Here is a 21,737-nt window from a genome sequence, read left to right as displayed (position 1 = left end):
CTATCCCGAGAGGACTTATTCCCACTCAATCGTTGCCGGTGGCTTGCCTGAGATGTCGTACACCACGCGGGAGATACCGTCGATTTCATTGATGATGCGGTTGGATACCCGGCCGAGGAAGTCGTACGGCAGGTGAGCCCAATGGGCTGTCATAAAGTCGATGGTTTCCACGGCGCGCAGAGACACAACCCAGTCGTACTTACGGCCATCGCCCATTACGCCTACGCTGCGAACCGGCAGGAACACAGTGAAGGCCTGGCTGACACGGTCGTACAGTTCGGCTTTGCGCAGCTCTTCGATGAAGATGGCATCGGCGCGGCGCAGCAGATCGCAGTACTCTTTCTTGACTTCACCGAGTACCCGTACACCCAGGCCTGGGCCAGGGAATGGGTGACGATAGAGCATGTCGTAAGGCAGGCCCAGCTCCAGGCCTATCTTGCGTACTTCGTCTTTGAACAGTTCACGCAGCGGCTCAACCAGACCCAGCTCCATATCTTCCGGCAGGCCGCCGACGTTATGGTGCGACTTGATCACATGGGCCTTGCCTGTGGCGCTGCCGGCAGACTCGATAACATCAGGGTAGATGGTGCCCTGGGCCAGCCACTTGGCGTTAACGCACTTACCGGCTTCTTCGTCGAAGATTTCCACAAATACCCGGCCGATGATCTTGCGCTTGGCTTCAGGGTCGTTTTCGCCTTTAAGGGCATTGAGGAATCTGTCTTCGGCTTCCACCTTGATGATGTTGAGACCGAAGTGGTCGCCGAACATCTCCATCACTTGCTCGCCTTCGTTCAGACGCAGCAGGCCGTTGTCGACAAACACACAGGTGAGTCTGTCGCCGATGGCGCGGTGCAGCAACATGGCGGTAACAGAGGAGTCAACCCCACCGGAAAGCGCCAGGATCACTTCGTCGTCACCTATCTGCTTTTTCAGGCGCTCAACGGCATCTTCGATGATGGAAGCGGGTTTCCACTTGGCTTCACAGCCACAGATTTCCAGTGCGAAATGCTCCAGCATGCGCTTGCCCTGACGAGTATGGGTCACTTCAGGGTGGAACTGCACGCCGTAGAAACCTTTGGCTTCATTGGCCATGGCGGCGAAAGGGCAGGTTTCGGTCTTGGCAACCGCGACAAAGCCTTCAGGGATGGCCGAGACTTTGTCACCGTGGCTCATCCATACATCCAGCAATGGACGACCGGCTTCGTTAACGGCATCTTCGATGTTTTTGAACAGTGCAGATTCGGCCAGTAGTTCGATTTGCGCGTAACCGAACTCGCCCTCGCCTATGCCCTGGATAACCTTGCCGCCCAGCTGTTCGCTCATGGTCTGCATGCCGTAGCAGATACCCAGTACAGGCACGCCTGCGTTAAACACATACTCAGGGGCACGGGGAGAATTGTCGGCGGTGACACTCTCGGGACCACCTGCCAGAATAATGCCCTGAGGGGCAAACTCGCGGATCTGCTCTTCACTGACATCCCAGGCCCAGAGTTCACAGTAGACGCCAATTTCGCGGATACGACGGGCAATCAGCTGGGTATACTGGGATCCGAAATCAAGGATCAGTATCTTGTGCTCATGAATATTGCTCATTGATAACCTTTATCTCTTTAGTTTGATTGCAGTGCCTGCCGTAACAGGCACAGTTTTTATCTGCTTATAAACCAAGGGCGACACTCATGCCGCCCCGAATTTGTTAAACGCCTGAACGGTAGTTCGGCGCTTCTTTGGAGATAGTCACATCGTGAACGTGAGATTCGCCCATACCGGCAGAAGTCACCTTGACGAACTGGGCCTTTTCACCCAATTCCTGAATGGTGGCGCAGCCTGTCAGGCCCATACAGGAGCGCAGACCGCCCATGTACTGATGGATAATCTCTTTGATTTTGCCTTTGTAGGGAACACGGCCTTCGATACCTTCAGGTACCAGTTTGTCGGCAGCGTTGTCGCTCTGGAAGTAGCGATCGGAAGAGCCCTGAGACATGGCACCCAGTGAGCCCATACCGCGGTAAGACTTATAGGCACGGCCCTTGTAGAGTTCAGTTTCACCTGGAGACTCGTCGGTACCGGCAAACATGGACCCTGCCATGATGCAAGATGCACCGGCGGCCAGCGCCTTGGCCAGATCGCCCGAGAAGCGGATACCGCCATCGGCAATCACAGGGATACCCAGATGTTTAACGGCAGCAGCGGCATCGGAAACTGCAGTGATTTGCGGTACACCCACACCGGTAACGATACGGGTAGTACAGATGGAACCAGGGCCGATACCGACTTTAACCGCATTCACACCGGCTTCTACCAGCGCCAGGGCGCCTTCGGCGGTCGCCACATTGCCACCAACGATTTGCAGATCAGGATACTTGGCACGGGTATCGCGAATACGCTGCAGTACCCCTTCAGAATGGCCGTGGGAAGAGTCAATCAAGAGTACATCGACACCGGCTTTTACCAGCGCATCAACACGCTCTTCGTTACCTGGACCGGCACCAACAGCGGCACCAACACGCAGACGACCCAGCTCATCTTTACAGGCATTGGGCTTACGCTCGGCTTTCTCGAAGTCTTTAACTGTGATCAGGCCCTTGAGCTGGAATTCATCATTCACAACCAGCACTTTTTCAATGCGGTTGGAGTGCATCAGCTTTTGTACTTCATCCAGCTTGGTGCCTTCAGGTACTGTCACCAAACGCTCTTTCGGGGTCATGATTTCAGAAACCAGGCGGTTGGTATCGGTCACGAAGCGCACGTCACGGCCGGTGATAATACCCACCAGTTCGTTGGCGTCATTGATTACCGGATAGCCGGCAAATCCGTTCTTTGCAGTTAATACCTTAAGCTCGGCCAGTGTCGTGGAAGGCTTCACTGTCACAGGCTGTTGAACCACACCTGCTTCATAGATCTTCACTTTACGAACTTCTTCGGCCTGCTGTTCAATACTCATATTCTTATGAATAAAGCCCATGCCGCCTTCCTGCGCCATGGCAATTGCCAGACGGGCTTCGGTCACTGTGTCCATTGCAGCGGACACCAGGGGGATATTCAGTTCGATTTTGTCGGTCAGACGGGTCTTGAGATTGGCGGTATTAGGGAGAACGGTCGAGTGGGCTGGAACCAGCAGCACATCGTCAAAGGTAAGCGCTTCTTTAATTAATCGTAGCATTGCAACATCTCCCCGGGGGTCAGATTTGAAGGTGAAATATTGCGGCGGCATTATACCTTGCAACCCCGGGGTGGTAAATGGGAAAATAGAGAAAAATTCCAATTTGAACGCAAATTCCATGCCAGAGCCCAAAAAACAGGTATATACCGTCTCCCGCCTCAATGCCGAAGTTCGCGCCTTGTTGGAGGGAAACCTCGGCAGAATTTGGCTCAATGGTGAAATTTCCAACTTTGCCAGCCCAAGCTCGGGCCATTGGTATCTGACGCTCAAGGACAACCACTCACAAATTCGCTGCGCCATGTTCCGTGGCCGCAACCAGAATGTGACCTTTCGCCCGACCAACGGCCAGCAAGTGCTGGTGCGGGCAGCCCTGAGTGTGTATGAGCCAAGGGGCGATTATCAACTGCTTATCGAAACCATGCTGCCTGCCGGTGATGGCCTGCTGGCGCAGCAGTATGAAGCGTTGAAGCTGAAGCTCGCGGCCGAAGGCCTGTTTGCCGCCGACACCAAGCGGCCACTGCCTGCCAATATCCAGCGCATTGGGGTGATCACCTCTCCCACTGGCGCCGCCATTCGCGATGTACTGCATGTGCTGAAACGCCGCGATCCTTCCATCGAAGTGGTGATCTATCCTTCCCAGGTTCAGGGCGATACTGCCGCCAACCAGCTTATTGAGGCGCTCACGCTGGCCAACCAGCGGCTGGAAGTGGATCTGTTACTGCTGACCCGCGGCGGTGGCAGCCTGGAAGATATGTGGTGTTTCAACGATGAAAATCTGGCTCACGCCATCTACAACAGTGCCCTGCCGGTGATTTCGGCGGTGGGCCATGAAGTGGACACCTGTATCAGTGACTATGTCGCCGATCTGCGTGCCCCGACCCCATCGGCCGCCGCCGAGCTGGTATCCCAGGATGTCGACAACAAGCGGCAAAAGCTGACCACGGCCATGGCCAGGCTGCGCCAGGGCTGGCAACACTGGCACTTGGCCAAGCGCCAACAGCTGTCGCTGCTGGATCACAAGTTGCAGCGCCAGGATCCCAAGCGGCGGCTGGAGCAGCTGGTACAACAGTTTGATGAGCAGCAACTGAGAATGACGGCCGCCATCAACAGTCGCCTCCACCGGCTGGAGCACAGGCAGCTGCAGCTCAAGAGCCGCCTCGAAGCCCAGAGCCCGGCCCACAAGCTGAGCCTGGAAGGCAGCAGATTGAATTATCTCGGTCAACAGTTGCAGGACGCCATGGCCGATAAACTGAAAGAGGCCAAGGCGCGCCTGGGTGCCAGCGCCCATTCGCTGGAAAGTGTCAGCCCGCTGTCGACCCTGTCCAGAGGCTACAGCATCAGCAAGAACGAAGCCGGTAAAGTCCTGGAAAACAGCCAGGACGCCGTGGTCGGCGAGCAGATGCGCACCCAATTGAAACAGGGTGCGCTGCTCTCAAGAATTGAAGCCATTATTGAGGAATAGCATCAATCAGATAAATGCTCTTCGCTGGAGAAGGGAACCGAATTGAAAATACCTATGAGTCGTTGACAGATGTTATTCCAGTTCACAGGCCCTTTATTAAACACAACTCACTGAATTAAAGTGCAATATTGGTCATCAGAAACAACAAAGCCGGGTTAAACCCGGCTTTGTTTTGCGAAAACCCTATCAGGCTTTCTTGTTCTTGATGTGCGCCATCATCCGCTTGCGGCGTCTTTCCTGGCTCAGGGTCAGTTTCTCCCCTTTACCTTCAAAGGGGTTGGCCCCTTCCTGGAAGCGCAGCTGGATGGGCGTACCCACAACCTTCAGCGAGCGGCGGTAGTAGTTCATCATATAGCGCTTGTAGGAATCCGGCAGCTTGGATACCTGGTTGCCGTGTACCACCACGATAGGCGGGTTGTAACCACCGGCGTGGGCATACTTGAGCTTGACCCGGCGACCATTGACCAGAGGCGGCTGATGGTCGTCCTGCGCCATCTGCATGATCTTGGTCAGCAGCGAAGTGGATACCCGTCTGGTAGCACTGTCGTAAGCTTCTTCGATGGACTCATACAGATGACCCACGCCTGTGCCATGCAGCGCCGAGATAAAGTGGATGCGCGCAAAGTCGATAAAGCCCAGACGACGATCCAGCTCACTCTTGACCCTTTCCTTGACGTCATTGTCTATGCCGTCCCACTTGTTGACCGCAATCACCAGCGCGCGGCCGGCGTTGAGGGCAAAGCCCAGCAAACCAAGGTCCTGCTCGGCGATACCTTCACGGGCATCGATAACCAAGAGCACCACGTTGGCGTCTTCAACCGCTTTCAGGGTTTTAATCACCGAGAACTTTTCCACGACTTCATGCACCTTGGCGCGGCGACGCACCCCGGCAGTGTCTATGATGACGTACTCGCGGCCTTCACGCTGCATTGGAATATAGATGGAGTCGCGGGTGGTGCCCGGCTCATCATAAACCACTACCCGCTCTTCACCGAGGATACGGTTGGTCAGGGTCGACTTGCCCACGTTGGGCTTGCCGATAATCGCCAGCTTGATAGGCAAGTCCTGCAATCTGGCCTGTTCGGCTTCGGCTTCCTCTTCTGTGTATTGACGCTCGTCGACCTTCTCTTCCTCGGGCGCATCCGGGTTAATCCCCATCGCCTCGGCAAAAGGAGCCAGCGCATACTCAATCATATTAGTAACGCCGCGGCCGTGAGCCGCCGCCATCTGATACACCTCACCCAGGCCCAGGGCCCAGAATTCGGCGCAGGCGGAGTCGGCATCGATACCGTCAATCTTGTTGGCCACCACGAAGGTGGTCTTTTGCCGGCTGCGAAGATGTTGGGCTATGGCCTGATCGGCCGCGGTCAAACCGGCGCGGGCATCTGTCAAAAACAGCACTACATCCGCTTCTTCGATAGCCGCCAGCGATTGCTCGGCCATCTTGGTTTCTATGCCTTCTTCGGTGCCGTCAATACCGCCGGTATCCACCAGGATGAATTCGTAACCTGACAGATAGGCACGACCGTATTTACGATCCCGCGTCAAGCCTGGGTAATCCGCCACCAGTGCATCACGGGTGCGGGTCAGACGATTGAACAGGGTCGACTTACCGACATTGGGTCGCCCTACCAGGGCCACTACAGGAATCATCTTTTTGCCTCTTTAAAACTTCTCAATAAAAAGCCCCCGGAACGCACTCCCAGGGGCTTGGCAGTATCAAAGCCTGGGTTCAGGGCAGAGTTACTGTGGCAATTTTGCCATCCCGGGTCTGCAGATAGATTTTGTCGTCAACCACCAGAGGTTGACTGAACAGGCCCGAGCTGTCGACCTGCACCCGACCCACAATTTGGCCGTTACTGCGATCGATAAAGTGCAGATAACCTTCAAAGTCACCTACCACTACATAGTCCTGGAACACGGCCGGAGCAGTCAGATCCCTATTGGTCAAATCCGAGTTGCTCCACAGCTCCAGACCGTTACGTCTGTCCACTGAGTATACACGGCTGTGATCGTCCACCAGGAACAGGCTCAGGCCCGCAGTGTCCAGCTCGTGGAAACTGGAATACTTACGCGACCAGACAATACGGCCGCTGCGCATTTCCATGCTGACCAGATTACCGTTGTAGCTCACCGCGTACAGGTTGTCACCCAGCAACAGCGGCGTCATATCGACATCGGCCATACGGCTGAACTCGTTGCCACCTTTAGGGGTGTAAATCGGCTGTTCCCAAGCGGGTTGACCATTGTTCTTGATAACAACAGTGACCTTGCCATCGGCCGTACCGACAAAGAAACCGCCCTGGGCATAAGCCGGAGAGCTGGTACCGCGCAGAGTCAGGTTCGGCAGGGACGCTTCATAGCTCCAAAGCTTTTCACCTGTGTCGACATTGAAGGCATCCAGCGAGCCTGAGCTGCTGTTAACCACCACCATGTCTTCGGCCACTATGGGCAAGGACAACAGCTCGCCGTCGGCTACCGCATGCCAGAGCACTTCACCGGTTTCGGCATCAAGCGCCGCCAGCAGGCCACTTTCACCGCCGACAAATACCTTGTTACGGGCCGCCGTTACGCCGGATGCCAAGCGGGCACCCTTGTTCTTTTTCAGGGCGCCATCACGAAACGCCTCGCTGAAGTCTGTGCTCCAGACCTTCTCGCCGCTGGTCTCGTCAAAGGCGGTTACTTCACCGTAACGGTCGGCAACAAAGATTTTGCCGTAACGCACAGCAGGACGCAGACGGGAGTAATAATCGCCAACACCACTGCCAACCGAAGCGCTCCAGCTAACCTGTGGGAATACGCTGGCATTGATCTCCAGCAGCGGGCTCACAGGTTCTTCTTCCACATCGCTGGAAGCACAACCTGTCAGTGCGCCTATGGCCATGCCACAAGCCAAAAGGGTTTTACACCACGACTTCATTGGCCTTCCTTATGCCTGATTCAGGTTATCGAGTTTCATCTGCAGCGCCGGACTGGTTGTCACGCCACCATTTTTAACGGCTTCCTGATAGGCCAGTCTGGCCTTGTCGGTTTCGCCCTGACGCAGCAGCAGATCGCCTTTAAATTCATCTCTTTGGGTAGAAAATGCGCTGTTCTTGACCTGTTCGAGCGTGGTCAAAGCGGTAGCAACCTGGCCCTGCTCAGCCTGAATACGTGCCAAACGCAAGGTGGCAACCGCAGTCAGGGCATCGCCCGGCTTGGCGGCAATCACGGTTTTGAGGGCGGCTTCGGCCTTGGGCAGATCGCCTGACTCAACTGCGCTTTTGGCAACAATCAGTTGCATCAGCGCCGAGTAACCGGCTTGGGCGTGCTGTTTGTCAAATTCGGCAGCGGCAGCCATCACCGCGGCTTCATCACCGCTTTGCATCAAGGCCTGATTAAAAGCCTGAGAGGCGGCTTCGGCACGTTCCACTTTGACATCGGAGTAGTAGTTCCAGCCATAGAGGCCACCCAGACCTATTACGACACCTGCGACTATCGAAGTGCCATAGTCTTTCCAGAACTGCTTGATCGCTTCGACTTGTTGTTCTTCTGTGCTGTAGATTTCCACCCGCACTTCCCCTCTAAATTATTTAATCAGTTCTGCCAAATAGTCGGCCAGGGCCTGGCGTTCAACATCCTGCTGAGCCCCATCACCCCGCAGCGGTTTCACCGCCACCTTGTTATTGGCCAGTTCGGTCTCACCGATAATCAGCGCAAAACCCGCGCCGCTCTTATCGGCTCTTTTCATCTGTTTCTTGAAGTTGCCACCACCGCAGTGACTCATCACCTTGAGCTTGGGCAGCTTCTCGCGCAGTTCCTGGGCAATTTTCATCGCCTCGATTACGCAGTCATCGCCCATGGCAGTCACGTAGACATCCACTTCGGCAGCAACATCGGCGTTCAGCTCCAGGGTTTCCAGCAGCAGAACAATCCGCTCCAGTCCCATGGCAAAGCCCACTGCCGGCGTTTCTTTACCGCCAAGCTGGCTCACCAGGCCATCGTAACGACCACCGGCCAGTACTGTGCCCTGAGCGCCCAGGCTGTCGGTGACCCACTCAAATACGGTGCGGTTGTAGTAATCCAATCCGCGTACCAGGCGTGGGTTAACCCTGTATTGGATGCCAACGGCCTCCAGGAGTTCACACAAGCGGGCAAAATGTGCCTTTGAGTCTTCACCCAGGTAGTCCATCAGCGCCGGAGCATCGGCCAGCAAGGCCTGAACCTGCTGATCTTTCGAGTCCAGCACTCGCAGTGGGTTGCTGTACATGCGCCGCTGGCTGTCTTCGTCCAGCTTGTCTTTATGCTGTTCGAGGAAAGCCACCAGCGCCTCGCGATAAGCAGCGCGCTCTTCGCTGTCACCCAGAGTGTTCAGCTCGAGGGAAACGTGTTCGGTCAATCCAAGCTTCTGCCACAAAGAGGCGGACAACATCAACACTTCGGCGTCAATATCGGCGCTCTTGATACCATAAACTTCAACCCCAAACTGATGGAACTGACGATAGCGCCCTTTCTGTGGCCGCTCGTGGCGGAACATGGGGCCCATATACCATAGACGTTGTTCCTGGTTGTACAGCAGGCCATGTTCGTTACCGGCACGAACTGTCGAGGCGGTACCTTCCGGGCGCAGGGTGAGACTGTCACCGTTGCGATCGGCGAAGGTGTACATCTCCTTCTCAACAATATCTGTCACTTCCCCTATCGAACGCTTGAACAGGTCTGTGTTCTCAACGATAGGTGTGCGGATTTCACTGTAACCGAAAGAGGCAACAGAGGCGCGCAATACCGCCTCAACTTTTTGCCATACGGGGCTTTGGGTTGGCAGAATGTCATTCATTCCGCGAATCGCTTGGATCTGTTTTGCCACTATCTCGACTCGTTTTGCTCTGGGGCTAAAAATTCAAAAATGCCAGCCATTATAGGCGCTTCACCGGCAAACGTAAAACTGGCCAGCGCTGGCCAGTTCACATTCACATCATCGGGGATTATTCGGCTTCTTTGACTGAAATACGGTTTTCCATCATTTGCGCCTTGGCGCGAATTTTGGCTTCGAGGGCATCGACCAGATTGTCGTTGTCGAAGCGTTCTTTCTGACGCTCACCTTCGTCGTAGTAACCGCTCTTGCGGTTACCGCCGGTGAGGCCAATATGGGACACCAGGGCTTCGCCGGGGCCGTTGACCACACAGCCTATGATGGAGACATCCATGGCAGTGGTCACATCTTCCAGGCGCTGCTCCAGGGCGTTGACCGTGCCTATCACATCAAACTCCTGTCTTGAGCAGGATGGGCAGGCGATAAAGTTAATCCCGCGGGAGCGAATGCGCAGCGACTTGAGGATATCGAAACCGACTTTGATCTCCTCAACAGGATCGGCTGCCAGCGATATTCTCAAGGTATCGCCTATGCCTTCTGCAAGCAGCATACCCAGGCCCACTGCCGATTTAACGGCGCCGGCACGGGCGCCACCGGCTTCGGTGATCCCAAGGTGCAGCGGCTGCTTAATCTGTTTCGCCAGCAAACGGTAGGACTCCACCGCCAGGAACACGTCCGATGCCTTCACCGAGACCTTGAACTGGTCGAAGTTGAGCCTGTCGAGAATGTCCACATGGCGCATTGCCGATTCCAACAAGGCTTCCGGGGTGGGCTCTTTGTATTTGTCCATCAAGTCTTTTTCGAGACTGCCGCCGTTTACCCCGATACGGATGGGGATATTTTTGTCACGGGCAGACTCAACCACGGCGCGAATGCGTTCTTCATTGCCTATGTTGCCTGGATTAATACGCAGACAGTCGGCGCCATATTCCGCCACTTTAAGGGCGATGCGGTAGTCGAAATGGATATCGGCCACCAGCGGCACCTTGACCTGCTGTTTGATTAGCTTGAACGCTTCGGCGGCATCCATGGTAGGCACAGACACCCGCACGATATCGGCGCCTACGGTTTCCAGCGCCCGAATTTGCGCCACTGTGGCTTCTATATCTGTAGTGCGGGTATTGGTCATCGACTGCACTGCGATGGGAGCGCCATCACCAATGGGCACATTGCCGACATAGATGCGGGTGGAAGGACGGCGTTTTATGGGATTTTCACTGTACATCGTATTCTGCTCTGTTGACTCGGCGCCCTGTGGGCGCCACTTCAATTATCCTGCTTGATGCTATTATGCCTGTGGCAGGGTCAGTCTGGCTACCCGACCGTTGGGGAAATCGGCAAGGCTCACGGCCTGGCCGTTAAATGTCAGGCTAACTGTCTGCGGCGCGCCCAAGACCAGTTTAAAAGGCGCTTTACCCTGTACATTGATGCTTTGCCCTGGCGATCTCAGACCATCTATCAGAGTCTTGCCGTTGGCATCTGTGAGTTTGATCCAGCAGTCACCGTTAAGCTCAATACCGACCGAAGCTTGCGCCGGGTCAGTTACCGGCTCCAGCTCTGCCGCCTCAACGCCGGCGATGGCACCGCTGGTGTTGTTCCCGGCACTGTCTGTGTCTATTTCAGCGCTCTCAGTACCACTCTCGGTTTCCAAGGCTGGGTTTGCTGCCGCAGAGGCGCCCGGCTCATTATCCGGCAGTACATCAACTGGTTGCTGCGATGCATCCTGTTGTTCCATTTGTGCCTGACGCGATTCAAACTCTCTGGCCTGCTGCACCTCTTCTGCCGTCGGTTTGGAGAAGTCGACATCGGAAACCACAGAGGGCTTTTGCAGCCACCACACCACCAGCAGAGCCAGCAGCAGAAAACCGATAAGGTAAGTCACCAACATCAAACGGCTGTCTGTAGCCTGACGGCTGGTCTTGCGCGAAAAGCTCTGCATCGCAGGTTCAGTCACCTTGGGGACCTGCCGCGCCAAACAAGCGTTAATGGCTTCTTTGTCTACATCCAATATGCGGGCGTAGTTCTTCACGTAACCGCGGACATAGGTGGAGGAATCGATATTGCTGAAACAATCGGCTTCAATATCGGCCACAATACAGGGACGCAAATGCAGCCTGGTAGCCGCATCTTCTATAGTGATACCTTTTTGTTCGCGTGCGCTTTTCAGTAATGACCCGAGCGTATCCTCTTGCCCGGGAACCTTTTGGCTCTCGTCTTCATCCTTGTTGACTTGGTTATTCAACTCTGTCATCAGTGCATACTTGCCCGGTATTGTTTGGCCTGGGGAGACGCTGGAAATTTGGCCTGCAGCAGTATTCCATAACGCTTGGCGGCCGCGTCATCATTTAACCCTTGCTCAATGCTAATGCCCAACGCCAAACTCTCCGCTGTTTCGGGAATCACCCTGTGAAGGCGTTCCAACTGCACTCTGGCCGCGGCGTAGTTGTGGGCGTCAAGCTCCAATTCTGTCAGTTCCAGTAATGAGACCTGTCTTCTGGGCTCATACTTTAGCGCCATCTCAAAATAGTGTCGCGCTTTTTCTATTTCCCCGGCATCCCGGCTGCAAATACCCAGGTTTTCATAGCTGGAGGCAGTGCGGGTATATCTGGGGTTGTCGATTGCCTTCAGGAACATCTTCTCTGCCTTGGCATATTTCTTCTGCTGGCAGAGAAATACCCCAAAGTTGTTCATCGAGTCGCCGCTGGCATTGCGGGTGTCTATGGCGGCTTCATAGGCTTGCTCAGCCTTCACCGCTTCACCCACGGTTTGATAGTAATAGGCCATGGCAATATGCACTTCCTCAAGATGAGGGGCGTATTCCATGGCCTTGTCGAGATTAAATTTGGCTTGTTGGGAGTTACCCTTTTGCAGATAGGTCAGGCCTAACTGCGTCCGTTCCTTGGCGGCGGCAATCTTATCAAACTGGCGTTCCGAGACCGGAATGTCCGTGCCGGCATAAGTTCGCTCGGTCACACATCCGGGCAACGTGGCCCCGAGCAGTAACGCGAGCGCTAAACCTGGCAATCCGTGCTTCATTGGCAAACCTATAAATCTGGACAAACAAAGAGTTAATCCATTGTGACCGAAATTTGATTGGCTTGCATGCGTTTTTTCGCCAGACGCTTGGTTCTGTCACGTATATCCCCGGCCAACTGGCCACAGGCGGCATCGATATCATCGCCGCGGGTCTTACGCACTATCACGGTAAGGCCGTATTCCATAAGCACTTTGGCAAACCTGTCGATACGGGAATTGGAAGAACGCCCGTAAGGAGAGCCAGGATAAGGATTGAACGGGATAAGGTTGACCTTGCAAGGGGTATCCTTCATCAACTTGGCCAGCTCATGGGCTTGCTCTGTGCTGTCGTTGATATGATCCAGCATCACATATTCCAGCGTGACCCGGCCGCGGTTGGCGTTGGACTTGGCGATATAACGACGAATAGCGGCCAGGAATTCGTTGAGCGGATACTTCTTGTTGATAGGCACCAGCTCGTTACGCAGCTCGTCATTGGGGGCATGGATACTAACCGCCAGCGCCACATCGAGGGCGTCGCCCAGTTTATCCAGCGCCGGTACTACGCCGGATGTGGAAACCGTTACCCGCCGTTTGGACAGGGCAAAACCAAAGTCATCCAGCATGATATCCATCGCCGGGATCACGTTGGCCAGGTTCAGCAAGGGTTCACCCATGCCCATCATCACCACATTGGTGACCGGGCGCTCACCGGTTTCCTTCTGGAAGCCGAGGAAATGGGATACCCGCCAGATCTGGCCGATAATTTCAGATACTGTCAGGTTACGGTTAAAGCCCTGCTGCGCAGTGGAGCAGAAAGTACATTCCAGCGCACACCCCACCTGAGATGAAATACACAGAGTCGCCCTATCATCTTCAGGAATATAGACGGTTTCCACTTCCTGACCTTCGCCGACATTGATGGCAAACTTGATGGTGCCATCGGCCGATTTCTGATAGCTGGAGATCTCCGGTGCCACCACTTCACAGCGCTCTTTCAGCTTGGCCCGCAGGTGCTTGTTGATGTTGGTCATCTGGTCAAAGTCACTGATCCCGAAGTGATACAACCACTTCATCAGCTGTTCGGCACGAAACGGCTTATCGCCCAACTCGACGAAAAGCTCACGCATTGCCTTACGATCAAGATCCAAAAGATTGATCTTTTTTTCACTCATTTGACTTACCTCAACACCAAAACCTGCAGCAGGGCGGCGAATTATACAGATAGGCCGCCACTATAGCCAGTAATTCAGCGGATCCCCTTATACCCGACTTTCTCTCTACCGAGCAGAAAATTAAGCTTCAGCTCACAAGCTCTATGATAGAATAGCGCTGGGCTAATGTTGGCCTTTGCATCGGAGTGATAATTCCCCCCTTATGCTAACGCTTATCGTTATTGTATTGGTCGCCATCGGCGTCTCTTTTCTCTGTAGTGTGTTTGAAGCCGTGCTGCTTTCGGTGACTCCCAGCTATATTGCGTCGCTGCGCCAGTCCAACCCGGATGCTGCCGAACGTCTTCAAAAACAGAAAGACAATGTCGAATCTCCCCTGGTCGCTATTTTGACACTCAACACCATAGCCCATACCGTAGGTGCGGCCGTGGCCGGTGCTCAGGCTGCCAAAGTGTTTGGCGATGAGATGTTGGGGGTATTCTCCGGGGTACTGACCTTCCTCATTCTGTTCTTTTCCGAAATCATCCCCAAAACCATAGGTGCCAACTACTGGCGAGCCATGGCCCCCAGTGTGTCTGTGGCTCTGGTGTGGATGGAACGCATCACCCTACCGCTTATCTGGATGTCCAATAAGGTTACCCGTTTGCTCGGCAAAGGTGACTCTGGCCAGTATATCCGTCAGGAAATGAGCGCCATGGCCAAAATAGGCCATGAATCCGGTGAACTGGATGAACAGGAAAGCAAAATTCTGACTCAGATGCTGAGCGTCAAGGAGATGCCGGTTACCGCCATCATGACTCCAAGAACCGTGATGTTCACTCTGCCGGCCGCACTGACTCAACATGAATTTGTCAGCCAGCATATCAATAAGCCTTTCACCCGGGTGCCTATTTTCGACAAGGATCACGACGACATCATAGGCTATGTGAACCGTACCGATGTGCTGCTGAGTGAGCGGGATAATCCCGATGCGCCCCTTGGGAACCTCAAGCGCAATTTGGTGATAGTGCCGGAAACCGCCCGCATCCTGCCGCTGTTTGAGCTGATGATCAAACGCAACGCTCAGATAGCCATGGTGGTGGACGAGTACGGCAGCGGTCAGGGGCTGGTGACACTGGAAGACATTATCGAATCCTTGCTGGGGCTGGAGATTGTCGATATCAATGACCCGGCCACCGACATGCAGCAACTGGCAAGGCGACTTTGGAAACGCCGCATGAAAGATAAGGGGATCCGACTCTCGGATGACAGAGAGCCGGTCACGGACTCCCAAGGGCTCTGATTTCAGAATATTTATTCAGTGCTTTAATACAGGTGTCATCCAAGTGGGAGATAGTTTGACAGGCTAACGACCCACCCATCAATACAGTCATCATTTTGGGGGAGCTTGAGCTCCCCCTTTTTCATCCGCCTCTGGAGGTGTACAATCCCCGCTCGCAGAATGAGGATGATATGCACACAGATTATGTTTTAAGACTTGCCCATCTCAACGATACCCACTCACACTTGGATCCCAGCCGGGTTCAGTTCAAGATTGACTCTCAGGGACGCGAGTTTGATCTTCACAGCCACAGTGGTGGCTACGCGCGGATCTCGGCTCAGGTCAAGGCAGCAAGAGACGCTGCCCAAGCACAAAACCAGCCTTTTATCCTGCTCCACGGCGGCGATTGTTTCCAGGGCACCTTGTATTACAGCCAGTTCAAAGGCCGGGCCAACGCCAAACTGCTGAAGATGTTGGCACCCGATGCCATGGTCATAGGCAACCATGATATTGACGATGGCAACGCTCTGCTGGCCGGCTTTATCAAAGAGGTCGGCTTCCCTGTGCTGGCGGCCAATATGGATCTCAGCGGCGAAGCTGAAGATAAGCCCGGGCGTCTTCGAGGGCTGGACAACCTCTATGATCTGGATACCGCCTCAGGTATCGGCCGCAGCCTGATAAAGCCTTTCCACGACAAGCAACTGGCCATAGTCGGTATTACTCTGGATCAAATGAAAGCCATCGCCAGGCCGGATCCCGATACCGAGTTTGCCGATGCCTTTGCCACTACCAGGAAGACTGTTGAAGCCCTCAGGGCCAAAGGCATAGTGCATATCATAGTGCTGAGTCACTTAGGGTTGGAGCAAGACAGATTACTGGCCGAAACCATCCCAGGGATCAGCCTGATAGTCGGCGGCCACACCCATACCCTGATGGGTGATTTCCGCGGTTTTGGCCTGCCATGCCTGCCCTATGGTGAAAACATCAACGGCGTGCCTATCCTCCATGCCGGCAAACATGCCGAAACCCTGGGGCTCGCCGACATTCAGTTCGATGATGCAGGCCGGGTGATCCGGCTCGAAGGCAGTAACATCTTTATGCTGGACAGTCAGTTTCTGCTGAGCGGCCCACAGGCGGCCAGCGAAGCCGACTATCAAGCCGCCAAGGCGATATTGGAACAACACCCAGGGATCCACTGGGATGATAACGATGAAGCCATGGAGCAAGTGATTGCCAACGAGTTCCGCCCGGCGATCAGCAGCATGGAAAATCAGGTGCTGGCTCTGGTACCCAAGGCCCTGGTGCATACCCGCCTGCCAAGCCGCACCCTGCCCCACGGCAGTGAAATTGCCCCCTGGGTCAGCCGCAGCATGTTTCTGGAGTCCAGAGCCAAAGACCAAAGAGTGGACTTTGCGCTGCATAACGCCGGCGGCGTGCGTCAATCTGTGCCCCAGGGACAACTGACCAAAGCCGACGTGCTCGGGCGTCTGTTGCCGTTTGAATTGCCGCTGGTTAAATATGAAATTGCCGGTGAACACCTCTACCAGGCACTGGAGTCGGCCATTAACGCCGCCACCAACAACGGCGTGCGTGGCACCGGCGCCGGCAGTTTCCCCTATACCTATGGGCTGAGATATTTCTATGATGGCCGCAAAGAGCAGGGAGAAAGGCTATTGCGGCTGGAGCTGTTGCGGGCCAATGGCCTGTGGCAAGCACTGGCGCCAGAGCAGCACTATATCGGGGTTTCCACCTGTTACACCTCAGCCGGGAAAGAGGGCTATGAACCCCTGCTGCAAGCCCGCTGGCAGGAGTCGATGCCGTCGCTGACATTACCGGGCGCCTTTATCAACTTCCTGAAAAAGGCCCCCAAACTGGATGAGTTGCTATTGCCCCATGTGCACTATACCAGCCATAGGGCCGAAGCTGCCGGCGAATAAGCCGGTAGTATTCACAGCAGTTTTGCCTCGCCCCTTTTGCTGACAAAGCAACCATTCAAGGTCATCAGCCTGCATGCTAAACCCAGGTTATAAGCCATTTTATAAACCGCTTCATAAACCACGTTATAAACTGCTTTATAAGCCAAAGTCACTGCCTTGCAGGCGCTCGGCAAACCAGCCAAGCGCCTTTCCCATCTCCCCTTTTCGCCAGGCCATATAGATGGGCAGTGAAGGCCTGGGCAAGGCCACTTCGCGCTGCACCAACTCACCTTTGGCCAAGGCCTCCCGGATCAAATGCAGCGGCAAAAAGCCCACCCCTATTCCCATCTTCTGTGCGGTGATCTTGGCTTCCATCGACGACACCCGGATAAGCTGGCGACTGTCAAACACCCCACTGGAGCGCTGACTCAAGGAGCGCGAGGTATCGGCCACTATGATGGATGGAAATTGCAACAAGGCTTCAGAAGCTATCTCAGTGTCAAATTGCGCCAAGGGATGCTCAGGCGCCACAACAAACACAAACTCCAGCTCACCAAGCTTTTGCAGTTCATACTGACCTCTTGGCAATTCACCCGTGACGCCTATGGCGATATCGGCGCGGTTGGAATAAAGCGCATCCCAGCCGCCGCCAAGAGCCTCATGGGTCACGCTGACGGTGAGCTGTTTACCCAGCTCGGTGAATTCCTTAATTAATGAAAGCAGCGGCGCCTGTGGCAAGACGGTATCCAGCGCCAGTGTCAGTTGCGCCTCCCAGCCGGTTTCCAATTGCCTCACGGCATCCTCAAGCCGGGCGGTGGCCGCCAGGATCTCCCGCCCCTGGGTCAACACCAAACGCCCCACTTCGGTAAGTTGAGCCCGAGTGCCCTTACGTTCAAATAATCTGCTTCCCAGCTCGCTCTCCAGCTTTTGAACCTGATAGGTCAAGGCAGATGGCACCTTGAAAAGCGCCTCGGCCGCTGCCGAAAAACTACCTTTTTTATCTATAGCATCCAATACTTTAAGCGCATCCAGGCTAATGACAGAGTGCATGATAAAACCTATGTTCAATTTTTTTGAAATTCAATATCAAAATGTTCCGATTTTCAGCCACAAAGGTCAAGGATAAACTGCACAGCAACTGGACAGGAAAGCCTATCCACCCTATTCAAATTCATTGAGGACACCATTATGAAAGACCTGATTATTAAACTGCTCCGCACCGATGCCGGTTTCGCTCCTCTGGCGCTGCGCCTGCCTATAGGTATCACTTTTATGGCTCACGGCGCCCAGAAGCTCTTTGGCTGGTTCGGCGGTTACGGCCTGGAAGGCACAGGACAATGGATGGCCTCTATCGGCCTGACTCCCGGATATTTGATGGCGCTGATGGCCGGCTCCAGTGAATTTTTCGGTGGTCTGCTGCTTATCATAGGTTTGTTGATTCGCCCCACTTCCGCGGTGTTGGCATTCACCATGTTGATGGCGATAGTCACAGTGCACCTGGACAACGGCTTGTTTATGTCCAACAACGGTTACGAGTTTGGTCTGGCATTGCTGGCCGCCACTGTATCCCTGGCGATTTCTGGCGCCGGTAAACTGTCCATCGACAGCATGATAGCCCGCAAGACACATTAATTCTTGCAAAGCACACATCTTGCTTTAAGCCATTCACTGCTTACAGGCCTTGCATCCTGGCCTGTAAGTCTGTGAAGAGCACACAAAAGACTTGTCTGCACCTTCCCAGCAGGAGAACTGAATTATGATTTATGTACGTCATGCCGACGAACGCGGCCGGGCCGACTTCGGCTGGCTCAAGAGCCAACACAGTTTTTCATTCGGCAACTATTATGATCCAAGATTTATGGGGATCTCGGCCCTGAGAGTCATCAATGATGACAGAGTCGCGCCAAGCGCCGGCTTTGATACCCACGGCCACAAGGACATGGAGATCATCAGCTATGTGATTTCCGGCACAATAGCCCATAAAGACAGCTTTGGTCACGTGAAAACCCTGCCGGCCGGTGAGTTCCAACTTATGTCTGCCGGCACGGGGATCTATCACAGTGAGTACAATGCCTCGGCAACTGAACCACTGCATTTCCTGCAGATCTGGATCCAACCTAGCAGCCAGGGTGGCACCCCGGGTTATCAGCAAAAAGCCTTTGCCCAGAGTTCGGCCCTGACCCCGGTCGTCACTCCCGATGGCCGCGATGGCACCCTGTCCATCAAACAGGACGCCAGCGTCTACCGCCTGGAGCTGACCGCAGCCGAGCAGACGAGCTTCAAGTTGGCAAAGGGACGCAACTTTTATGCTCAAGTGGTGGAAGGAGAGCTGCAATTGGCAGGTGAAACCCTGCAAAGTGGCGATGGCATTCACATCAACGAACTTGAGGAGTTTGCCATCAAGGCCGGCAACAAGAGTGCCGTCGCCCTGGTGTTTGATTTGCCATAACAAGCAGCATTTCTTGGCGTTTGCCCACAGGCCGCCCTTGGAACTTCATTTGGGTGATTTTCCAGGGCGGCTTGGGTTATAACTGCAGCTGCATACTGAAATTGGTCAGCACTTCCCCGTGGCGTTGATGCTGATTGCGCTTCAAGGTTGTAAAGCCCTGCTTGCCGAAAAACGCTTTGGCATAGAAAGAAGCCTCTACCCTCAAACACTGCACCCCGGAATCGACGGCGTATCTCAATAGCTGCCGGTAGAGCTCGGCGGCAATCCCCCGGCGCTGGGCATTGGGGTGAGTAAAAAGACAGTCTATCTCGGCTTCACCCGGCGCATTCAAAGGCTTTAGGTTAATAAATCCGAGCAAATTGCGACCATCTTCGGCAACCCAGAGCGCCGTCCCCTGCAAACGATTCCGCCACTCATCTTCGCTGCGCTGTGCAGGTGACCAAGCCTGGCATTGCGCCTGGCTGTAATGCTCTGTGCTGGCGTTTACCACCAGATGAAACAGCTCGGCGATGGCCGCGCTGTCCTCGGGGCGACCTTGGCGAACAATAAAGCCGTGCTCGGCTTGAATGGGCGTTGGTGAAATCATAGGCTGCTTAGCTCTTGTGCTCCAAAGGCGGCAGTATCAGCTTCATAAAGTAGCTGCCGAACATTTGGCCGGATTTTTCCTGGTAGCTTTTGTGATGCAAACGAAACCCGGCCCGTTCAAACACAGGTTTGGACAGTGCCGAAGCATCTGTTGTCAGGTGATGATAGCCTTGGGTGAGTGCCCACTTCTTGGCGGCTTCAAGCAAGGATGAGGCAACACCCTGACGCTGGCTATCGGGCGCCACATAAAGGCAGGCGATGTAACCTCGCTCACGGAAGGTGGTCTCCAGCAACACAAAGCCGACACATTGAGGACTTTGCTCGCTGCCTTTGAGCATCACCCAGGCCTGAGCCCGTTTGAGCCTTAGCTGCCAGTATCGCCCCGAGCGCGGCGCCGCCGACCAAGCCAGACGCTGAGCCGCGCTATAGCGGGCATCATCTATGGCAGTAACGGCACTGTGGTAGAGATTGGCTATCTGCTCCCCCAAGTGCCTGTGACGAGAATGAGAGTAAACCTCTACCCGCAACATGAGAATTGGTACCAACACAGTTGAATTGCAGGCATTTTGCCCGACATTTGTGCTCAGGCAAAGCCCTTAAGCGCAAATAAAAAAGCCGCGAACAGAGTCGCGACTTTAACAGAGAGTGGATGAAATCACTTCTTATCGATTTCACCAACAAACATCAGCTTGTCAAAAGTCCGGTTGAGGGTCTTGCTGGTGAAGTTGGTCATCCACATCTGCTCGGTAACCTGCACCTTATCACCCTTGGCCACCGCTACCTGAGGGCCTGCCGCCCAGAATGTCTTATCGGCTTCTTTAATCTGCACATAGGTATAACCGCCACTGTTCATGGTGTCGACCACTGTGCCTTCATGTACCGCACCTTGCGCCCAGGCTGAAGAGATACCCAGAGCCAAAGCCGCGGTCGCCAAGATCTTTGCCAATTTTGCCATTGTCTGTTGCTTCCTGTTGTCGTTGGAAATACTGCGCCATTAAAACATGTGTTATTTCATAAATCGCTAATAGGGTTCACACTTTTGACAGCTTCACGGACGTAGCAAGGGCCGCAGCATAGACTCAAGACCATTGAGCTTCACCTCATAGATAAGCGCCAATTGCTGCCCAAGTTTGCCCTCGGGGAACCCCTTGGAGTGAAACCACACCAGATAAGGCTCGGGAAGCTCCAATAACTTGCGTCCGGCGTACTTGCCAAAGGGCATGGTCTGATTGATGGCTTCCAACAACTGCTGTTCCGGCTGCATCTTCTCTCCGTTTCAGGCTAAAGTTGCCAGTATACTCCGGAAAAGTAAACTTGAGTGGAAAGCCTGCCAATCTGCGCAGCTCATGAAAGCAGGATTAATCAATTTTGGACGAACAAAGATGAAAATTGGTGAACTGGCACAGAAAACCGGCCTGGCTCCCTCGCGGATCCGCTTCTATGAACGTACTGGGCTGCTGAAAACCGTCAACCGTAAAGCCAATGGTTATCGCAGCTATCCTCCCGAGGCCGTGATACTTCTGGATATGATAGCCACAGGCCAACAAGCCGGTTTCAGCCTGGATGAGCTCAAGGCTCTGCTGCCGAGCGAACTCGGTCAATGGGACCACCAGCAACTGCTTGGCTCACTGCACAGGAAGATAGCCGATCTGGAGGAGATTGAACGCAAAGTGGCCGCCAGCAAGGCCAAACTCTTGCAGGTTCTGGCCGAAATAGAAGCCAAGCCCGATGACCTGGACTGCAGCAGCAATGCCAAAAGAGTCATGTCCCAGTTGGGTTGGCAGATATTGTCCCGCAGCAGTAACAAAAAGTGATTTTCCCATTCCCCAGGCGATATCCAGCAGACACAGCAGAGCCTTGCG

Annotated in this window: 21 protein-coding genes; 6 read left to right on the top strand and 15 right to left on the bottom strand. The window is 54.4% G+C overall.

Annotation, left to right across the window (positions count from 1 at the left end; all coding sequences use genetic code 11):
- Window positions 1-15 precede the first annotated feature (15 nt).
- Entirely contained in the window at window positions 16-1,593 is a 1,578-nt protein-coding gene (guaA, locus tag ACF8D4_RS17330; protein WP_028779200.1) for a glutamine-hydrolyzing GMP synthase, read from the bottom strand.
- A 103-nt stretch (window positions 1,594-1,696) separates the two neighbouring features.
- Window positions 1,697-3,163, bottom strand: coding sequence for an IMP dehydrogenase (guaB, locus tag ACF8D4_RS17325; protein WP_107352718.1), 1,467 nt, complete (start codon window positions 3,161-3,163; stop codon window positions 1,697-1,699).
- 118 nt (window positions 3,164-3,281) lie between these two features.
- Here guaB and xseA point away from each other — a divergent pair, with 118 nt between their 5' ends.
- Entirely contained in the window at window positions 3,282-4,625 is a 1,344-nt protein-coding gene (gene xseA / locus ACF8D4_RS17320; protein WP_261753240.1) for an exodeoxyribonuclease VII large subunit, read from the top strand.
- A 186-nt stretch (window positions 4,626-4,811) separates the two neighbouring features.
- Here xseA and der read toward each other — a convergent pair whose 3' ends face one another.
- From der to ACF8D4_RS17280, 8 genes are all read right to left on the bottom strand, one after another.
- Complete coding sequence (gene der, locus ACF8D4_RS17315; RefSeq protein ID WP_025887505.1) at window positions 4,812-6,278, bottom strand: ribosome biogenesis GTPase Der; 1,467 nt, start codon at window positions 6,276-6,278, stop codon at window positions 4,812-4,814.
- Between the two features lie 79 nt (window positions 6,279-6,357).
- Window positions 6,358-7,545 (bottom strand): outer membrane protein assembly factor BamB, encoded by a 1,188-nt coding sequence (gene bamB / locus ACF8D4_RS17310; RefSeq protein ID WP_392465985.1) that lies wholly within the window; start codon window positions 7,543-7,545, stop codon window positions 6,358-6,360.
- 9 nt (window positions 7,546-7,554) lie between these two features.
- A complete protein-coding gene (locus ACF8D4_RS17305) occupies window positions 7,555-8,175 on the bottom strand; it encodes a tetratricopeptide repeat protein (RefSeq protein WP_044734164.1) in 621 nt (206 codons plus the stop codon).
- Between the two features lie 18 nt (window positions 8,176-8,193).
- Complete coding sequence (gene hisS / locus ACF8D4_RS17300; protein WP_071237781.1) at window positions 8,194-9,471, bottom strand: histidine--tRNA ligase; 1,278 nt, start codon at window positions 9,469-9,471, stop codon at window positions 8,194-8,196.
- A gap of 118 nt (window positions 9,472-9,589) precedes the next feature.
- A complete protein-coding gene (ispG, locus tag ACF8D4_RS17295; RefSeq protein WP_025009764.1) occupies window positions 9,590-10,702 on the bottom strand; it encodes a flavodoxin-dependent (E)-4-hydroxy-3-methylbut-2-enyl-diphosphate synthase in 1,113 nt (370 codons plus the stop codon).
- Window positions 10,703-10,765: 63 nt separating this feature from the next.
- Window positions 10,766-11,728 (bottom strand): RodZ domain-containing protein, encoded by a 963-nt coding sequence (locus ACF8D4_RS17290; protein WP_144158477.1) that lies wholly within the window; start codon window positions 11,726-11,728, stop codon window positions 10,766-10,768.
- Window positions 11,728-12,513 (bottom strand): type IV pilus biogenesis/stability protein PilW, encoded by a 786-nt coding sequence (gene pilW, locus ACF8D4_RS17285; protein WP_028779192.1) that lies wholly within the window; start codon window positions 12,511-12,513, stop codon window positions 11,728-11,730. Before pilW ends, ACF8D4_RS17290 begins: the two co-directional genes overlap by 1 nt.
- Before the next feature lie 32 nt (window positions 12,514-12,545).
- Entirely contained in the window at window positions 12,546-13,667 is a 1,122-nt protein-coding gene (locus ACF8D4_RS17280; RefSeq protein ID WP_025009762.1) for a bifunctional tRNA (adenosine(37)-C2)-methyltransferase TrmG/ribosomal RNA large subunit methyltransferase RlmN, read from the bottom strand.
- Between the two features lie 202 nt (window positions 13,668-13,869).
- Here ACF8D4_RS17280 and ACF8D4_RS17275 point away from each other — a divergent pair, with 202 nt between their 5' ends.
- Both ACF8D4_RS17275 and ACF8D4_RS17270 read left to right on the top strand, forming a co-directional pair.
- Window positions 13,870-14,946, top strand: a complete 1,077-nt coding sequence (locus tag ACF8D4_RS17275) for a CNNM domain-containing protein (RefSeq protein WP_025887502.1) — start codon at window positions 13,870-13,872, stop codon at window positions 14,944-14,946.
- A gap of 170 nt (window positions 14,947-15,116) precedes the next feature.
- Window positions 15,117-16,862 carry a bifunctional UDP-sugar hydrolase/5'-nucleotidase gene (locus ACF8D4_RS17270; RefSeq protein ID WP_044735740.1) on the top strand — a complete coding sequence of 582 codons (1,746 nt, stop codon included), beginning with the start codon at window positions 15,117-15,119 and terminating at the stop codon, window positions 16,860-16,862.
- Between the two features lie 135 nt (window positions 16,863-16,997).
- Here the strand turns inward: ACF8D4_RS17270 and ACF8D4_RS17265 are convergent, their stop codons facing one another.
- Window positions 16,998-17,891, bottom strand: a complete 894-nt coding sequence (locus tag ACF8D4_RS17265) for a LysR family transcriptional regulator (protein ID WP_025887500.1) — start codon at window positions 17,889-17,891, stop codon at window positions 16,998-17,000.
- Between the two features lie 138 nt (window positions 17,892-18,029).
- Between ACF8D4_RS17265 and ACF8D4_RS17260 the strand changes: the two genes are divergently transcribed.
- The gene (locus ACF8D4_RS17260; protein WP_025009758.1) at window positions 18,030-18,473 is read left to right on the top strand and encodes a DoxX family protein; all 444 of its coding nucleotides are present in this window, start codon (window positions 18,030-18,032) and stop codon (window positions 18,471-18,473) included.
- 124 nt (window positions 18,474-18,597) lie between these two features.
- A complete protein-coding gene (locus ACF8D4_RS17255; protein ID WP_345845220.1) occupies window positions 18,598-19,290 on the top strand; it encodes a pirin family protein in 693 nt (230 codons plus the stop codon).
- A gap of 76 nt (window positions 19,291-19,366) precedes the next feature.
- Here ACF8D4_RS17255 and ACF8D4_RS17250 read toward each other — a convergent pair whose 3' ends face one another.
- The 4 genes from ACF8D4_RS17250 to ACF8D4_RS17235 all read right to left on the bottom strand — a co-directional run bounded on the left by ACF8D4_RS17250 (window position 19,367) and on the right by ACF8D4_RS17235 (window position 21,139).
- On the bottom strand, window positions 19,367-19,876 hold the full coding sequence (locus ACF8D4_RS17250) for a GNAT family N-acetyltransferase (RefSeq protein WP_044734161.1): 510 nt from the start codon (window positions 19,874-19,876) through the stop codon (window positions 19,367-19,369).
- Between the two features lie 7 nt (window positions 19,877-19,883).
- Window positions 19,884-20,423, bottom strand: coding sequence for a GNAT family N-acetyltransferase (locus ACF8D4_RS17245; protein WP_231473479.1), 540 nt, complete (start codon window positions 20,421-20,423; stop codon window positions 19,884-19,886).
- Between the two features lie 107 nt (window positions 20,424-20,530).
- Window positions 20,531-20,830 (bottom strand): hypothetical protein, encoded by a 300-nt coding sequence (locus tag ACF8D4_RS17240; RefSeq protein ID WP_025009756.1) that lies wholly within the window; start codon window positions 20,828-20,830, stop codon window positions 20,531-20,533.
- A gap of 93 nt (window positions 20,831-20,923) precedes the next feature.
- On the bottom strand, window positions 20,924-21,139 hold the full coding sequence (locus ACF8D4_RS17235; protein WP_028779188.1) for a DUF3820 family protein: 216 nt from the start codon (window positions 21,137-21,139) through the stop codon (window positions 20,924-20,926).
- 118 nt (window positions 21,140-21,257) lie between these two features.
- Here ACF8D4_RS17235 and ACF8D4_RS17230 point away from each other — a divergent pair, with 118 nt between their 5' ends.
- Window positions 21,258-21,689 carry a MerR family transcriptional regulator gene (locus ACF8D4_RS17230; protein ID WP_345845216.1) on the top strand — a complete coding sequence of 144 codons (432 nt, stop codon included), beginning with the start codon at window positions 21,258-21,260 and terminating at the stop codon, window positions 21,687-21,689.
- Window positions 21,690-21,737 lie beyond the last annotated feature (48 nt).

It is taken from the genome of Shewanella sp. YQ_9, from assembly GCF_043103185.1.
Classification (GTDB): domain Bacteria; phylum Pseudomonadota; class Gammaproteobacteria; order Enterobacterales; family Shewanellaceae; genus Shewanella; species Shewanella algae.
The sequence above is the reverse complement of the archived record's forward strand: the minus strand, read 5'-3'. Positions and strand labels throughout refer to the sequence as shown.

Excerpts from the sequence above, each read along its gene's own strand:
- der (WP_025887505.1), bottom strand. The coding sequence starts at position 6,278 with ATGATTCCTGTAGTGGCCCTGGTAGGGCGACCCAATGTCGGTAAGTCG.
- ACF8D4_RS17250 (WP_044734161.1), bottom strand. The coding sequence starts at position 19,876 with ATGATTTCACCAACGCCCATTCAAGCCGAGCACGGCTTTATTGTTCGC.
- guaA (WP_028779200.1), bottom strand. The coding sequence starts at position 1,593 with ATGAGCAATATTCATGAGCACAAGATACTGATCCTTGATTTCGGATCC.
- ACF8D4_RS17255 (WP_345845220.1), top strand. The coding sequence starts at position 18,598 with ATGATTTATGTACGTCATGCCGACGAACGCGGCCGGGCCGACTTCGGC.
- ACF8D4_RS17265 (WP_025887500.1), bottom strand. The coding sequence starts at position 17,891 with ATGCACTCTGTCATTAGCCTGGATGCGCTTAAAGTATTGGATGCTATA.
- ACF8D4_RS17240 (WP_025009756.1), bottom strand. The coding sequence starts at position 20,830 with ATGGCAAAATTGGCAAAGATCTTGGCGACCGCGGCTTTGGCTCTGGGT.
- ACF8D4_RS17280 (WP_025009762.1), bottom strand. The coding sequence starts at position 13,667 with ATGAGTGAAAAAAAGATCAATCTTTTGGATCTTGATCGTAAGGCAATG.
- ispG (WP_025009764.1), bottom strand. The coding sequence starts at position 10,702 with ATGTACAGTGAAAATCCCATAAAACGCCGTCCTTCCACCCGCATCTAT.
- bamB (WP_392465985.1), bottom strand. The coding sequence starts at position 7,545 with ATGAAGTCGTGGTGTAAAACCCTTTTGGCTTGTGGCATGGCCATAGGC.
- xseA (WP_261753240.1), top strand. The coding sequence starts at position 3,282 with ATGCCAGAGCCCAAAAAACAGGTATATACCGTCTCCCGCCTCAATGCC.
- ACF8D4_RS17235 (WP_028779188.1), bottom strand. The coding sequence starts at position 21,139 with ATGCAGCCGGAACAGCAGTTGTTGGAAGCCATCAATCAGACCATGCCC.
- ACF8D4_RS17230 (WP_345845216.1), top strand. The coding sequence starts at position 21,258 with ATGAAAATTGGTGAACTGGCACAGAAAACCGGCCTGGCTCCCTCGCGG.
- pilW (WP_028779192.1), bottom strand. The coding sequence starts at position 12,513 with ATGAAGCACGGATTGCCAGGTTTAGCGCTCGCGTTACTGCTCGGGGCC.
- ACF8D4_RS17275 (WP_025887502.1), top strand. The coding sequence starts at position 13,870 with ATGCTAACGCTTATCGTTATTGTATTGGTCGCCATCGGCGTCTCTTTT.
- ACF8D4_RS17270 (WP_044735740.1), top strand. The coding sequence starts at position 15,117 with ATGCACACAGATTATGTTTTAAGACTTGCCCATCTCAACGATACCCAC.
- ACF8D4_RS17260 (WP_025009758.1), top strand. The coding sequence starts at position 18,030 with ATGAAAGACCTGATTATTAAACTGCTCCGCACCGATGCCGGTTTCGCT.
- guaB (WP_107352718.1), bottom strand. The coding sequence starts at position 3,163 with ATGCTACGATTAATTAAAGAAGCGCTTACCTTTGACGATGTGCTGCTG.
- ACF8D4_RS17290 (WP_144158477.1), bottom strand. The coding sequence starts at position 11,728 with ATGACAGAGTTGAATAACCAAGTCAACAAGGATGAAGACGAGAGCCAA.